Here is a 13,783-nt window from a genome sequence, read left to right on the forward strand (position 1 = left end):
GGCGACGACGCTACGCCGGACTCGAGACCGCTGACGACGAGCCCATCATCCTGCTGCAGCGCGTCGATCACGACAGCCGCGTGCATCCGGACATCGAGACCGACGACGCGCAGGCCGAGGCCGAACGTCTCGAGAGCACCCGGCGCCGAAGAAGATCGCTTTCCGCCACGGCCGCTGGTGGGTCATGGAAGCGCCGAACGGGCATCGCCTCCGCGTCGTGCGTCAGCAACGCAGGGCATTCGGCCCCGCCTCTGAACCGCAGGGACTAGCGCCGACCACTGGCCGAATCGCCTGCGCCAGTTCACGGCGGAATGCGCCGCGACATCGATCGCGCCACGTCCGCGATACCGCGTCGAGCGCGATGCGCACGCGCCTGCGCGGCACGTTCGTCGGAGGCGCCCGCCATCACCTGAAAATCCGTCGCGGCGCTTAACGTTTTACGGACGAACCGCGCGGCGGAAATACCGATCATGGGCATCGGCGACCGCCGCCGGTAGAGCGCCGCGAGAAGGTTCGAGACTGCGGCACGCACCTGCCGCACGACGCACTGCGCATGCTCGATCGGCAGTCCGGATGGCGTCCGCCGGCCATTCAACAAGGGGAAAATTCATGTATGGAATCGTTGCGCGACTGTTGTGTGCGGCCGGCCTGGTCGTGATCGCGTCGCCGCTTGGCGCGGTCGACATCGACCTCGTGAACCGGACGAGCATCGCGGCACTTCAGGGCACGAACGGTCGGAGCTTCGAGGCGCATGGCCTCAGCGACGACGGACGCTATGCGCTGCTCGTCTCCGAAGCAGACAACCTCATCGCGGGCGACACGAATCAGGCCGCCGACCTGTTCCTCTACGACCATGCGTCCGGCAGTCTCGAGCGCGTCAGCCTCGGCAACGGCGGCGCGCAAGCCGACGCCGATACGCGACGCAGGGCGGATCTTTCCGGCGATGCGCGCCATGTCGTGTTCGAATCGCGCGCGAGCAACCTGGTCGCCGCGGATACGCACGACACCTGGCAGATCTATCTGCGCGACCGGGTCGCACAGACCACGACGCTGGTCAGCCGCGGCCTCGACGGCAGCGGCAGCGCAACCGGCAGCCATGCGCCGCAGATCAGCGCCGACGGCCGCTATATCGTCTTCGTCAGCAGCGATCCTCTCGTCGCGCAGGACCTCAACGCGTCCGACGACGTCTACCGCTACGACCGCGACAGCGGTGTACTCGACGTCGTTTCCGTCTCGATAACCGGGGACGTCGGCAATCTCGGGTCGGACGACGCGCGGATATCGGCCGACGGCCGCTACGTCGCCTTCCGCACGCAGGCGACCAACCTGTTCGCCGGCGATACGAACGGCGACAGCGACATCGTGCTGCGCGATACCGTCGGCAACGTCAACGTGAATGCCAGTATCGCGCCCGATGGCGGACAGTTCGGCGGCCAGCCTGCACTCGCGAGCGGAAACGCCGTTTCAGCCGACGGGCGCTATGTGCTGTTCAACACCGACGCGGCGCTCGAGCCCGCCGACCTCAACGCGGCCATCGACGGCTTCCGCTTCGATCGCGTGACGCAACAGTCGCTGCGCGTCACGCGCGACGCGGCCGGCGGCGTGCTGCAGGCGGGCGCCGTCGCCGACGCCGTGTCGGCCGACGGCAACGTGATCCTGATGAGGTCGAGGGACACCGATCTGGCGGGGTCTTCTTCACACGGTTCGCCACGGCACTACATGCGCGACGTGACATCCGGCAGCATCGTCCTGGTGAAACTGCGGCCCGGCTGGTTCAATCCCTACGATTCGACCGAAGGCTGCGATCTCAGCGGCGACGGCGGCGTCGCCTATTGCAGCAGCAGCGACGACGCACTGACCGACGGCGACGGCAACAGCATGGACGACGTGTTCCGCAGCGTGATCGGCGCCGAGGGCGGTACGCGGATCAGCCAATCGTTGCCTGACGCGATCGCCGCGGCGAACGCGGACAGCGGGATCAGTTACGGCGGCGGTGTAAGCGAAGACGGCCGCTTCGTGGTCTTTTCGTCGCTGGCCAACAACCTCGTCGTCGGCGACACGAACGGCGTCGCCGACGTCTTCCTGCGCGACCGGCTCGCCGGCACGACGCAGCGCATCAGCCGCCGGATCTACGGCGGCGAATCGCCGTGCGGGACCATTACGCCGCGCATCACGCCCGATGGGCGCTACGTCGTGTTCATGGGCTGCTACCAGCTGTGGTCTCCGTTCTGGGGCTGGGGACCGCCGCTGACCTACCGCTACGATCGTCTCACCGATCAGCTCGAGGCCGTCAATGGCAGCGGCGCTTCCTTCGACCCGAGCATTTCGGATGACGGCAACGTCATCGCTTTTAGCAGCGCGGGCAGCTCCGGCATCCGCGTGATCGTGCATCGCCTGTCCGACGGCCTGACCGCCGTCGCGAGCCAGCCACCCGGCGGCGGCACGGCCAACGGACTGCCGGGTATCGCGCAGATCAGCGGCGATGGTCGCACTGTGTATTTTTCCGCCACGTCGAGCAACCTCGTCGCCGGCGACACCAACGGCGTCCAGGATGTGTTTGCGTATTCCGTCGACACGGCGACGCTCGAACGCGTGAGCCTGGGCCCGGCCGGAGAGGAACTCGCGGAAGCCAGCTGGTTCCTGGGCGTTTCGCGCGACGGCCGCCATTTCGCGTTCGAGAACACCGACCTCGTCTGCCCGTCGTCCGGCAGTCTGCATCTGCGCGACACGCTCAGCGGCCGCATCGATTGCGTCGGCCATGATGTCGCCGCTGGTATCGTCTATGCGTATCGGCATCAGAGACCCGTCGGGATATCCGCCGACGGCGATCGCGTCGCGTTTTCGACGCCGCTGCCCTCGTCCTATCCGGGAGCGCCGGTCGAAGCCATCATGCTGTTCGATCGCACGACGCAGCGCGTGCACCGCATCACGCCCGAAGGCATGAACGGCGACGCGCGCGTACACCAACTGAGCGCTGATGGCGGCATCGTGATGTTCTCGAGCACGGCCAGCAACGTCGTGCCGGACGATCCGAACAATCACATCCGCGACGTATTCGTCGCGGAACGACTGACCGACGCGCTGTTCGCCGACGATTTCGAAACGCAATGAGGATTGCGCACGCCGGAGCGCGGTCGCTCCGGCGTGCGCCAGTCCGCTGCCAGCCGGCGGCAATACGAACTGTCAGGAAGCGTTCAAGCTCGCCGAACGAATCGCGTCGCCGAGTAGTCCGGCCGAGCGCACGGGCGATCCGGCTGCCCTGAAACACCGGCACCGTCGCAAGCGCAATTTCATGAAGCGGCTCGGCTGACGGACCCGTCGCCGGCTCGGCGTTGCGAAGGGCTGGCACGGCGCTGGCGCTGCGTCCGGCCCCGACGGCTTCGAGAACGGCCCGCACGACGACAATCACGGCTCAATTGGCGCTATCGTTGCCGCGACCACAGGGGGTTCGCATGCAACGTGAGCACTTCGCGCAGGTCAGAGCGCTGTTCGGCGCCGTCTGCGATCTGGACGAGCCGCTGCGCAGCGCGCGGCTGCGCGAACTCAGCGACGACGCGGCGGTCATCGCCAAGGTTGCAGCCTTGCTCGACCGCACCGAAGTGAATCCCTGGCGGTTCGTGGAGCCTGCGTTGAATGCGCTGGCGGCGGCCGGCAGCGATGTGCAGGTCGGCGATCGCCTCGGCGCCTGGACGCTGACCGCGCAGATCGGTCACGGCGGCATGGGCACGGTCTACCGCGCGCAGCGCAACGACGGTCATTTCGAGCAGATCGCGGCCATCAAGCTGCTGCGCGGCATGCCCAGCAGCGAAGCGCTCGAGCGTCTTGCGCAGGAGCGACAGATTCTCGCGCGGCTGACGCATCCGAATATCGCGCGGCTGCTCGACGGCGGCGCGACGCCGTCGGGTCAGCCGTATCTCGTCATGGACTACGTCGAAGGCGTACCCATCGACGACTACCTGCGCCGGCACGGTCTCGGTTTGCCGGCCGCGCTGCAGTTGCTGATCGCCGTTGCCGACGGCGTCAGCTTCGCGCACCAGCGCCTGATCGTTCATTGCGATCTGAAGCCGGGCAACCTCCTCGTCGACGCGCAGGGGCGGCCGGTCCTGCTCGACTTCGGCATCGCCAGCCTGATCGACGATGGCGCCGCACCGGCGATCGCGTCGGACGAGGAGGCGTCGCTCGCCTTCACGCCGGGCTATGCGAGTCCCGAGCAGCGCGCCGGCAGCGGCGTGTCGACGGCGACCGACGTCTACGGGCTCGGCCGCGTGCTCTGGGATTTGCTGCGGATCGTGAAACCTGCCGTGTCTTCGTCGCCGGAACCCGCGGCCTGGGATGCGGATTTCGACGACGACGCGCGCAATGCCGCTGTTCCGCGCGCGCTGCGCGCGATCGTGCGGCGCGCGACCGCCGACGATCCGGCGCGGCGCTACGCCAGCGTCAGCGCATTCGCCGACGATCTGCGCCGTTTTCTCGACCGCCAGCCCGTTGCGGCGATGGGCGCGCAGCGCGCCTACCGCCTGGCCTGCTACCTGCGCCGCAATGCGCTCGTGCTGAGTCTCGCAGCGGTCGCAGTGCTTGCGCTGCTCGGCGGCCTGTTCGGCACCGTGCTCAGCCTGCGCGACGCGCAGCTGCAGCGCCGGCAGGCGCAGGCTGCGGGCGCGCGTGCGGAGCGCACCGCGGCGTTTCTCGGCAATCTGCTCAGCGCCGCCGATCCGGATCAGGCGCGCAGCATGGACACGCGCCTGGTGCGCATGCTGCTCGACGATGCAGCGCGCAATGCCCGCAAGGAACTCGCCGACGAGCCGCTGGTCTTCGCGCAGATCGCCGCGGTAATCGGCAGGACCTATCACCAGATCAGTGAGTACGCGCTTGCCGCGGAGTACCTGCGGCAGGCACTGGATCTGCTGCCGGCCGACCAGCTGCGCGAGCGCCTGGCCGTACGTCAGAAGATCGCCCACGCCGTCGGCGGTCAGGGCCAGGTGCCGCAGGCCATGCAGCAGTACGAGGCGATTCATCGCGAACGCGAGCAGGCGTTCGGCGCGGACGATCCCGACACGCTGGAGAGCGCGCACACGCTCGCGTTCCAGATGACGAACAATGGCGACTTTGCGCGCGCGCTCGATGCCGCCGCTGCGCTGCAGCCGCGGCTGGAGCGGCTGCTCGGCAGCGATCACGAAACCACGCTCGCGAATCTGCAGACGCTCGTGATCGCGCGCACCGAACTCGGCCAGTTCGACGCCGCCGAAGGCACGCTGAAGGCGCTGCTGGAGCGGCGCCTGCGCGTGAACGGCGAGCTGAACACGCTGACCATCGCCGTGCAGACGAGTCTCGCGATCCTGTATCTGCGGCAGCAGCGCTTCGCCGATGCGGAGGCCTTGCTGCGCGGTGTGCTGCCCAAGGCCGAACAGCGCTTCGGCCGGCTCGGTTTCGGCACGATCAACTTCGCCGCGCTGCTCGGCAGCGCCCTGCGCCTCGGCGGCAAGCTCGAAGAGAGCGGCCCGTATTACCGTCAGGCGCTGGAACGCGCCACCGAAGCCTGGGGCGCGACCAACACACGCACGCTGAACTACGAACTGAACTACGCCAACTTCGAAGTCGCGAGCGGTCAGGCGGAACCTGCGCTGCAGCGACTCGCGCGCATAGAGCCCGCATTGGTCGGGGGCCTCGGCGCCGACAGCCTCAGTCTGGCGGAACTCGAGCGCACGCGTGCCCGTGCGCAGAGCGCCCTGGGCCGCATCGATGCGGCGCGCGAGGCCTGGCAGCGCGCGCTCGCGATCGACCGCAAGGCGTTCGACGATGAGGCCCACCCGCAGGTCGTCGAAGACCTCGCGGGGCTCGCCGCGTTGAAGGATTCCTGACGCGCCAGCGCCGCCGGGCCGGTTGCGCGCTTCAGCCCGGTGACCGCATTTCGGGGAACGTGCCGCTGCGGTGGCGGCCCGTAACGACGAGCGCGGAGCGCACGTTGCGCCAGCGCCGTCTCCGCACGTGCCGCTGCTGCCGATCCGAATCACGTGCGGGCAGCGGCTCGATCAACTGCCGTTCGCTGCGCGCAGCGCATGCCTGGATGAGAAGAACGGCGGCGCACCGCGCGACGGCACGGTGGGCTGGAGGTGCTGCTTAGTCCGCTTTTTATCAAGTTATTAACGTTTCTTTCCATCGTTATGAGAACTATTGGCTATTTATCTATTGCGCAATTCTTATACCGTCGTCCGTGCCGGCAACGCGCGCAGCGGGTGGCGGACGATCGTGTTGCGAGAGGAGGCGCGGTGCCTGCGGGGCGTGGGGATTTGCCGCAGGGACTGCGTATTCGCCGCGAAATCCGTCGATGTCTTAAGACGTGCCGGAACGATGTGCCGGAGTGACGGGCAGTGCGACGTGTGCAGTTCGGTGTTCTGCCCGGAGGCGGCGCGGGTTCGCGCTTGCCGCCCGCCTCGCGAGGAGGCCGGCGGAAAATCCACCCCCTGAGGAATGATGCATGCGCAATTCACTATCGATCTACCGTTGCCGGCGTTCCGGCCTGGCCGGTTCCGTGGTTCTTGCCGCTTCCCAGATTTTCGTCGCGGCTTCCGTCGCCGCGGCGGAGAACGGCGGACTCTCTCCCGCGCTGCAGGACGCCCTGCAGCGCGATATGGGTCTGTCGCCGGAACAGATCGCCCAATACCGCGATGTGGAAAGGCGGATGCCCTCGATCGAGCGCGATGCCCGTGCTGCGTTCGGCGCGGCGTTCGGCGGGATCTGGATGGAGCGCGATACCCGCGGCCAGTACCAGGCGGTGATCGCCGTCGCCGGTGTCGGGGCCGATGCTGCGGCGCGCAGTCTCGGCGCGCAGGTGCGTCGGGTGGATTTCAGTCTGGCGCAGCTCGAAACGGCGCGTTCCCACCTCGACGACCCGGTGCGCGGATTCAGCGGACCGGCCAAGGCCGACGGTGCGGATCCGCGCATTCATTCCTGGTATGTGGATCCGAAACGCAACAGCGTGATCGTGAATGTCGATCCGGGCGCGACCGCGGTGGCCGTCGATTTCATCGCCGCGAGCAAGGCCGATGCGAAACTCGTGCGCGTGGTCGAAGAGGGATCCCGTCCGGTGCCCACTTTCGACATCCGTGGCGGCGACCCTTACATCATCGGCGGAACTTCGGCCTGCTCGATTGGCTTCTCCGTCACGCTGGGCATCCACAACGGCTATGTCACGGCGGGCCATTGCGGCGCGGTCAATGCGACCGTGACGACTGCGTCCGGCGCGTCGATGGGCTATTTCTACGACTCGGTATTCCCGGGCAGCGACCTGGCAGTGGTGCACAACACGAATTCCCAGGGCGTCCCCCAGCCGTGGGTGAATGCCTATTCCTTCGGCGGCAACCTCATCGTGCGCGGCAGCACGCCGGCGGCGATCGGTGCGACCGTCTGCCGTTCCGGCTTTCGTACCGGTGCGCGCTGCGGTGTGCTCAACGCAACCCAGGTGACGGTGAACTATGCCGCGGGGCCGGTAACCGGCCTGTCCATGACCAGCGCCTGTGTCGGCTTCGGCGATTCCGGCGGTTCCTTCGTCACCCCGGACGGTCAGGCTCAGGGCGTGAACTCGGGCGGCAGTATCCCGAACGGCGTGGACAACTGCGCCGAGCCTTCGCCGGTGAGTTTTTTCCAGCCGCTGCTGCCGATCCTGCTGCGCTATCCGGGATTGACCCTGGTCACCGGCTCCTGATCGTGCCTGATCGGTGCGCCGCGTCGTCGCCGGCCGGCGACGATGCGGCGCACCGTTTTCGTCATCTCGGACGCCGCACCGCGCGCAGCTTGCCGCTGCTCGCGCCGCCGCAGTAGAACCGGTCGCCGCCGTCGGATTCGAGACCCGACACGAACACGCCTTGCGGCAGCGCGAGGCTTTCGAGCACGTCGCCGCTGCCGGGATCGACGCGGCGCAATTCGCTTTCTTCGCCTTCCCAGGTGCCGTGCCAGAGCTGGCCGTCGACCCAGGTCACGCCGGTGACGAAGCGATTGGATTCGAGAGTGCGGCGGATCTCGCCGGTGTCGGGGTCGATTTCATGAATCCTGCGCGCGCGGTATTCGCCGACCCAGAGCGAGCCTTCGGCCCAGGCCATGCCGGAGTCGCCGCCGTTTCCCGGCGCGGGAATCGTCGCGAGCACCTGGCCGGACTGCGGGTCGATCTTGCGGATGACGCTTTCGGCGATCTGATAGAGGTGCCTGCCGTCGAACGCGGTGCCGGCATGCGCGGCGACGGCGATGGACTGCGTCGTGCTGCCGTCGGCGGGGTCGATCGCCGTGATGCGGTCGCCGGTCGCGATCCAGACGTGACGACCGTCGTAGGTCACGCCGGCTACTTTGTCCACATCGGGAAAAGGTCCGTATTCGCGGATGACTTCGGCGTTCGAGCGTTTCATGCGGGTTTCCTCATGGCTGTCGGTGACGCCAGACTAGTCGCCGGGCAGCGGGCCCGGGAGTAACAACGCGGTCGCGAAACCGGGCAGCGGCGGCATGGTCCAGCGCTGCGCGCGGCCGCGGCCGAATGCATGGGCCTTTCCGGTGGCGGCCAGCGCGTCGAGCGAGCGCTGCACGGTCCGCTGGCTCGCGCCGAGCGCGAGCGCCAGGGCCGAACTCGACCAGGATTCGCCGTCGGCGAGCAGGGCGAGCACGGCAGCATGCTTTTCGTCGACGGGGCGCTCGAGCACGACGACGTCGCGGGCGCGATGCGGCACGAGCGTGAATCCGCGCGGCGTCGCGCGGACGCCGGCGATCGGCTTCAGCGCGGCGCGCAGCCGTCCGATCTCCACGCGCAGGCGCGCGCGATGCGAGTCGTCGGAATAGCGCGTGCGGAACGCTTCGCGGATCAGGTCCTCGCGTTGCGTATCGTGCGGCCACGCGGCAGCGAGCCGATGAGCGAGCGCGAACAGCACGGGGCGTGTCGCGAGCGTGACCGTCGTGCCGGCGTGCCGGATCAGATGGCGGCAGGCATCGACGACGAAGGTGTCGGAGGCGAGCAGCGCTTGGACGTCGGCGAGCCGCAGCGTGCGCTCGGTGTCGCGCGCGACGAGGCGCGCGGCCGGAACCTGCAGCACCTGCGCCGCGGCGGCGACTTCGGCGACCAGCGCGGGGATGCGCGCCTGCTGCGCGGCCGTTGCGGCGCGCACGAGCGCGGCGTGCGCGGCGTCGGCCTGCAGGCGCCGCAGCGCGATGCCGGCGGCGGCGAGTTCGCGCGCGGCGCACAGCGCGGGCGGCAGCCGGTTCGCGTCGATGCCGGCGAGCGCGCGCTCCGCCTCGTCGAGTTGCCCGATCAGCAGCAGCCGGCGCACGTCGACGCAGCGCGCATGCGCGGCATTGCGTGCGTCGCCGCGCGCTTCCAGCAGGTCGCGCGCGTCGGCGAGCGGTTTCGCCGACGCGGTAAGGTCGCGCGAGACCAGCGCGATTTCCGCTTCGGCGATGATGCAGCGCGCACGCGCGACGGCTTCGCGCGGACCGAACGCGCGAGCGGCCGATCGCAACAGCAGCTTCGCGCGTGCGAGGTCGCCGAGCTGAGCCATCGCAATCCCGCGCAGCGCGAGTGCGGCCGGATCGTCGCGCAGCGCGACATGCTTGAGCGCGACGAGCGGATCGCCGGCGGCGAGTGCGTGCGCTGCTGCCGTGATCAGCGAGTCCATCCGAATCGCGCCACCGTTGTCACTCTCGCCGCCTGCCGGGCCGCGCCTACTGTAGCGCACCGCCGATCCACGGCATGCCGGCGCGGCGTTGCGCTGCCGGCGATCACGACAGGAGCAGACTCATGACGACACCGACGATTGCGACACGCGACACCTGGCTGGCCGCGCGGCTCGAACTGCTGGCGGCCGAGAAAGAACTCACGCGGCGCAGCGACGAGATCGCACGCCTGCGGCGCGCCTTGCCCCGGGTGCGCGTCGACAAGGCCTATCGTTTCGACACGGCGACGGGCAGCGCCTCGCTCGCCGATCTGTTCGCGGGCCGCTCGCAGCTGCTGGTCTATCACTTCATGTTCGGCCCCGACTATTCCGCGGGCTGTCCGTCGTGCTCGGCGATCGCCGACGGCTTCGACGGATTCGCCGTGCATCTCGCGAATCACGACGTGACGCTCGCCGCCGTTTCGCGCGCGCCGCTCGCGAAGCTGCTCGCGTATCAGCGGCGCATGGGCTGGACGTTTCCGTGGGCGGCGGCGGCGGCCGGCGACTTCACGGCCGATTTCAACGTCGCGTTCACCGAACAGCAGCAGCGCGACGGCGACATCGTCTACAACTACCGGCGCAGCGGACATGCAATGGATGCGGCGGCCGTGCCCGAGCCGGTCGCGTGCTCCGCCGCCGCCTGCGGCACCGATGCCGCCACGTATATGCGCGACCGCCCGGGCATGAGCGCGTTCGTGCGCGAGGGTGCCGAGATCTATCACACGTATTCGACCTACGCGCGCGGGCTCGACGGGCTCTGGGGCATGTATGCGTGGCTCGATCGCGCGCCGCTCGGGCGGAACGAAACGGGGATCTGGTGGCGGCGTCATGATGAATACGACGCACGGTGAATCGGATCTGCAGCCGCCGGCGAGATTCGAGCGGGCGTTCCTCGTCACCGCCGCACTGCTGTTTTGCACGAGCGCACTCGCGACGTTACGCCTGTGCAACGCGATGTCCGACATGCCCGGCATGCCGATGCCGGGCGGCTGGCACATGTCGATGGCGTGGATGCGCATGCCGGGGCAGGGCTGGGACGACGCGGCGGCCGCGTTCCTCGCAATGTGGTGCGTCATGATGGTCGCGATGATGTCGCCGGCGCTGCTGCCGATGCTGCGTCGCTATCACCGCGGTGTCGGCTGCGTTGGCGACGCGCGGCTCGCGGGACTGACGGCTCTCGTTGCCGGCGGCTATTTCGCGGTCTGGGCGGCGGTCGGCGCGATTGTCTATGTATGCGGTGTCGCGCTCGCCGCATTCGTCATGGCATCGCCGGCGCTGTCGCACGCGGTTCCGCTTGCGATCGGGCTGCTCGCGATCGCGGTCGGCGCACTGCAGTTCGGCGCACGCAAGCAGCGCCGGCTGGTCTGCTGCGAACGCAGGCATCGCGTGGCTGCGGATGGTTCGGCCGCCTGGAAGCACGGCCTGCGCATCGGCCTGCACTGCGTGCGCTGCTGTGCCGGGTTCACGCTGCTGCTGCTCGTGTTCGGCGTCATGGATCTCCTCGTCATGGCGATCGTGACGATCGCGATCACGGCAGAACGGCTTGCGCCGGCGCGATCCGGCGTGGCCCAGGCACTCGGCGTTGCGACGATCGCCGTCGGCGCCGCGTGGAGCCTGCGCGCGGCCGGCCTCGTGTAAGTCGCCGGCGTCAGACCGGATACGGCCCGTGTGCGAACGTGTCCGCGTGGTAACCCTTCCTGCCGATCTGCAGGGTCAGATCGCTGCGGTAGTCGCGCTGGTCGCGCAACGCGGCCAGCGCTTCGCCGAAGCCGAACGCCGGCCGCCAGCCGAGTTCGCGCACGGCCTTCGCGCTGCTGTAGATGCGGTCGAACTCGGGGAACATGCGCCAGCCGCGGCGCGCGTATTCCTCCACGTAGTCCGGGAAGTAGCGCGCGATGACGCCGGGCGCGTCGCGACGCAGTGCGGCGGCATCGTCCGGCGACAACGGTGTCGCCGCGCTGATGATGTAGCGATCGAAGCCGATCGCCGGCGCGCGGTCCAGCGCGCAGCGATGCGCGCTGACGACGTCGGCGATATCGACGCGCCGATACAGCAGTTCGTTGACCTTCGCGTTCGCGTCGTCGTAGGCGTCGCGGATCTCGGCGCTGTCGTCGGCCTCGGGAAAGAAGCGCGACGTGCGCAGGATCAGGCAGGGCAGTCTCTCGCGGCGATGGAACAGCTCGCAGAGATCCTCGGCGGCGATCTTCGTCACGCCGTAGATGTTCTTCGGCACGTGACGCACGGTTTCGTCGATCCAGGCCGCGGGCTCGCCGGGCGGCGGCGTCAGCGCGGCGCCGAACGCGCTCGTCGTGCTCGTGAATACCAGCGACTTCACGCGGTGCGCGACGCAGGCCTCGAGCACGTTGAGCGTGCCGGTCACGTTGCTGTCGACGAATTCCTGGCGCGTATGCGTCGCGACGTGCGGCTTGTGCAGGGTCGCGGTGTGCAGCACGGCGTCGGCCCCTGCAAGGGTGTCGTGCACGAAGCCGGCATCGACGAGCGAACCGATGCGATCGGTGAACGGCGAGGCGAGCCGGTCGAGTCCGATCGCCTCGTCGCCGGACGCGCGCAGCGAGCGCATCAGCGCTTCGCCCAGATGCCCCGAACTGCCAGTGACCACGATGCGCATGGCTGGGAACCGAATGGCCGGAAACCGCGAAGGATACGCGCGCGAGCCCGGACTGCGAATCGACTCCGCGACGTCGCGCGGACTCGACCAACGTCGAGTGCGCCCGGACGAAAGTCATGCCGATGCCGAACGGATTGCGCTTTCGCCACTGCGCAACGCCGGCGGAGTGAGTAACGAGTCAGGAGCGCTTCGCGTGCTGGTTTTTCGCGAAACCCGATACGGCGGACGAGGCCGTCGCTGGTACTCTTTTCTCACTCCTGTCCACTCTTTGCTGCCCAATGCCTCGCGCGCCCTACATCGTCGACGCCGCCGGCCTGCGTTCGCTGCATTTCGGGCCGGCGCGGATTCAAAGCCGCATGCGGCTCGCCGCTGCCGACGAACTCGTGTTCGACTACACGCGGCTCATGATGGGTTTTCTGCTGTTCCGTGCGACGCCGGCGCGGATTGCGCTGATCGGACTCGGCGGCGGGTCGCTTGCCAAGTTCTGTCATCGCCATCTGCCGCGCACGCGCATCGACGCGATCGAACTCGATGCGCGCGTGATCGCGTTGCGCGACGCGTTCGCGATTCCGCGCGACGACCGGCGGCTGCGCGTGCGGCTCGGCGACGGCGTGGATTTCGTCGCGCGGCACGCGTGCGCGTTCGACGCGATCCTGCTCGACGGCTACGACGAAGACGGCATGCCCGCGCGGCTGCGGTCGGTGCGTTTCGCCGCGGCCTGCCGGGCGGCGCTGCGCACCCGCGGACTGCTCGTGATCAACGTCGATCGGGACGACCCCGGATTCGACCGGTTGCTGCAGCGCCTGAACGCGGCATTCGACGAGGCGGTGTTCGCCGTCGACGACAACGACCGCGGCAATGCGATCGTGTTCGCCGGCGCGCCGGTGCGCCGCGCCGTCGGCCTGATCGCGCGGCCGGAAACGCTCGATCGCGTCGCCTGGGCGCAGCTCGTCACGGCGTTCGCGCGCGTGCGCGCGGCGCAGCACCGGTGGCTCGCCGGCGAGCCGGCCGACTGAGCGCGGCGCATCCGCTATCATTCGCGGCCGCCGCAGTCCTGCGGCACCGGAAGCGCGCATGACCGACCACGCCACCGACGACGATCTGCGCTGGATGCAGCAGGCGCTCGCGCTCGCGCGGCTGGCCGAAGAAGAGCATGCGGAGGTGCCCGTCGGTGCCGTGCTCGTCGTCGACGGCGCGATCGTCGGCGAAGGGCACAACCACAACATCGGCCTCAACGATCCGAGCGCCCACGCCGAGATCCAGGCGCTGCGCGACGCCGGTCGGCGGCTCGGCAACTATCGCTTCCCGGGCGCGACGCTCTACGTGACGCTCGAACCCTGCGCGATGTGCTCGATGGCGCTGGTCCACGCGCGCGTCTCGCGCGTGGTCTATGGCGCCAGCGATCCGAAGACCGGTGCGGCCGGCAGCGTGTTCGACACGCTGGTCTCCGAACGCCACAACCATCGCA

The 13,783-nt window shown here is 68.8% G+C and carries 12 protein-coding genes; 8 read left to right on the forward strand and 4 right to left on the reverse strand.

The window, feature by feature from the left end; translation table 11 throughout:
- A partial coding sequence (locus VLF18_RS18095) for a VOC family protein (protein ID WP_414717242.1) occupies positions 1-269 on the forward strand: 269 nt, incomplete at its 5' end.
- Positions 270-301: 32 nt separating this feature from the next.
- On the opposite strand, the gene VLF18_RS18100 is transcribed toward VLF18_RS18095, so the two are convergent.
- The gene (locus VLF18_RS18100; RefSeq protein WP_325281034.1) at positions 302-598 is read right to left on the reverse strand and encodes a hypothetical protein; all 297 of its coding nucleotides are present in this window, start codon (positions 596-598) and stop codon (positions 302-304) included.
- A gap of 11 nt (positions 599-609) precedes the next feature.
- Here VLF18_RS18100 and VLF18_RS18105 point away from each other — a divergent pair, with 11 nt between their 5' ends.
- The 3 genes from VLF18_RS18105 to VLF18_RS18115 all read left to right on the forward strand — a co-directional run bounded on the left by VLF18_RS18105 (position 610) and on the right by VLF18_RS18115 (position 7,702).
- Positions 610-3,111, forward strand: coding sequence for a hypothetical protein (locus tag VLF18_RS18105; RefSeq protein ID WP_325281024.1), 2,502 nt, complete (start codon positions 610-612; stop codon positions 3,109-3,111).
- Positions 3,112-3,452: 341 nt separating this feature from the next.
- Entirely contained in the window at positions 3,453-5,858 is a 2,406-nt protein-coding gene (locus tag VLF18_RS18110) for a serine/threonine-protein kinase (protein WP_325281025.1), read from the forward strand.
- Positions 5,859-6,475: 617 nt separating this feature from the next.
- Positions 6,476-7,702 carry a S1 family peptidase gene (locus tag VLF18_RS18115; RefSeq protein WP_325281026.1) on the forward strand — a complete coding sequence of 409 codons (1,227 nt, stop codon included), beginning with the start codon at positions 6,476-6,478 and terminating at the stop codon, positions 7,700-7,702.
- 61 nt (positions 7,703-7,763) lie between these two features.
- On the opposite strand, the gene VLF18_RS18120 is transcribed toward VLF18_RS18115, so the two are convergent.
- On the reverse strand, positions 7,764-8,396 hold the full coding sequence (locus VLF18_RS18120) for a glutaminyl-peptide cyclotransferase (RefSeq protein ID WP_325281027.1): 633 nt from the start codon (positions 8,394-8,396) through the stop codon (positions 7,764-7,766).
- Between the two features lie 33 nt (positions 8,397-8,429).
- Complete coding sequence (locus tag VLF18_RS18125; protein WP_325281028.1) at positions 8,430-9,650, reverse strand: helix-turn-helix domain-containing protein; 1,221 nt, start codon at positions 9,648-9,650, stop codon at positions 8,430-8,432.
- A 122-nt stretch (positions 9,651-9,772) separates the two neighbouring features.
- Between VLF18_RS18125 and VLF18_RS18130 the strand changes: the two genes are divergently transcribed.
- Both VLF18_RS18130 and VLF18_RS18135 read left to right on the forward strand, forming a co-directional pair.
- A complete protein-coding gene (locus tag VLF18_RS18130; protein WP_325281029.1) occupies positions 9,773-10,537 on the forward strand; it encodes a DUF899 domain-containing protein in 765 nt (254 codons plus the stop codon).
- Complete coding sequence (locus VLF18_RS18135) at positions 10,518-11,324, forward strand: DUF2182 domain-containing protein (protein WP_325281030.1); 807 nt, start codon at positions 10,518-10,520, stop codon at positions 11,322-11,324. The genes VLF18_RS18130 and VLF18_RS18135 overlap by 20 nt, the downstream gene beginning before the upstream one ends.
- Positions 11,325-11,334: 10 nt before the next feature.
- On the opposite strand, the gene VLF18_RS18140 is transcribed toward VLF18_RS18135, so the two are convergent.
- Complete coding sequence (locus tag VLF18_RS18140; RefSeq protein ID WP_325281031.1) at positions 11,335-12,315, reverse strand: NAD(P)-dependent oxidoreductase; 981 nt, start codon at positions 12,313-12,315, stop codon at positions 11,335-11,337.
- A 356-nt stretch (positions 12,316-12,671) separates the two neighbouring features.
- On the opposite strand from VLF18_RS18140, the gene VLF18_RS18145 reads away from it, so the two are divergent.
- Positions 12,672-13,331, forward strand: a complete 660-nt coding sequence (locus VLF18_RS18145; RefSeq protein ID WP_325281032.1) for a transferase — start codon at positions 12,672-12,674, stop codon at positions 13,329-13,331.
- A gap of 58 nt (positions 13,332-13,389) precedes the next feature.
- Positions 13,390-13,783, forward strand: a 394-nt coding sequence (gene tadA, locus VLF18_RS18150) for a tRNA adenosine(34) deaminase TadA (RefSeq protein ID WP_325281033.1), incomplete at its 3' end; no start/stop codon positions are given.

The sequence above is a fragment of the Tahibacter sp. genome, from assembly GCF_035481375.1.
Lineage (GTDB): Bacteria > Pseudomonadota > Gammaproteobacteria > Xanthomonadales > Rhodanobacteraceae > Tahibacter.

Coding starts and splice junctions, on each gene's coding strand:
- VLF18_RS18105 (WP_325281024.1), top strand. CDS start 610: ATGTATGGAATCGTTGCGCGACTGTTGTGTGCGGCCGGCCTGGTCGTG.
- VLF18_RS18110 (WP_325281025.1), top strand. CDS start 3,453: ATGCAACGTGAGCACTTCGCGCAGGTCAGAGCGCTGTTCGGCGCCGTC.
- VLF18_RS18115 (WP_325281026.1), top strand. CDS start 6,476: ATGCGCAATTCACTATCGATCTACCGTTGCCGGCGTTCCGGCCTGGCC.
- VLF18_RS18120 (WP_325281027.1), bottom strand. CDS start 8,396: ATGAAACGCTCGAACGCCGAAGTCATCCGCGAATACGGACCTTTTCCC.
- VLF18_RS18125 (WP_325281028.1), bottom strand. CDS start 9,650: ATGGACTCGCTGATCACGGCAGCAGCGCACGCACTCGCCGCCGGCGAT.
- VLF18_RS18130 (WP_325281029.1), top strand. CDS start 9,773: ATGACGACACCGACGATTGCGACACGCGACACCTGGCTGGCCGCGCGG.
- VLF18_RS18135 (WP_325281030.1), top strand. CDS start 10,518: ATGAATACGACGCACGGTGAATCGGATCTGCAGCCGCCGGCGAGATTC.
- VLF18_RS18140 (WP_325281031.1), bottom strand. CDS start 12,315: ATGCGCATCGTGGTCACTGGCAGTTCGGGGCATCTGGGCGAAGCGCTG.
- VLF18_RS18145 (WP_325281032.1), top strand. CDS start 12,672: ATGCGGCTCGCCGCTGCCGACGAACTCGTGTTCGACTACACGCGGCTC.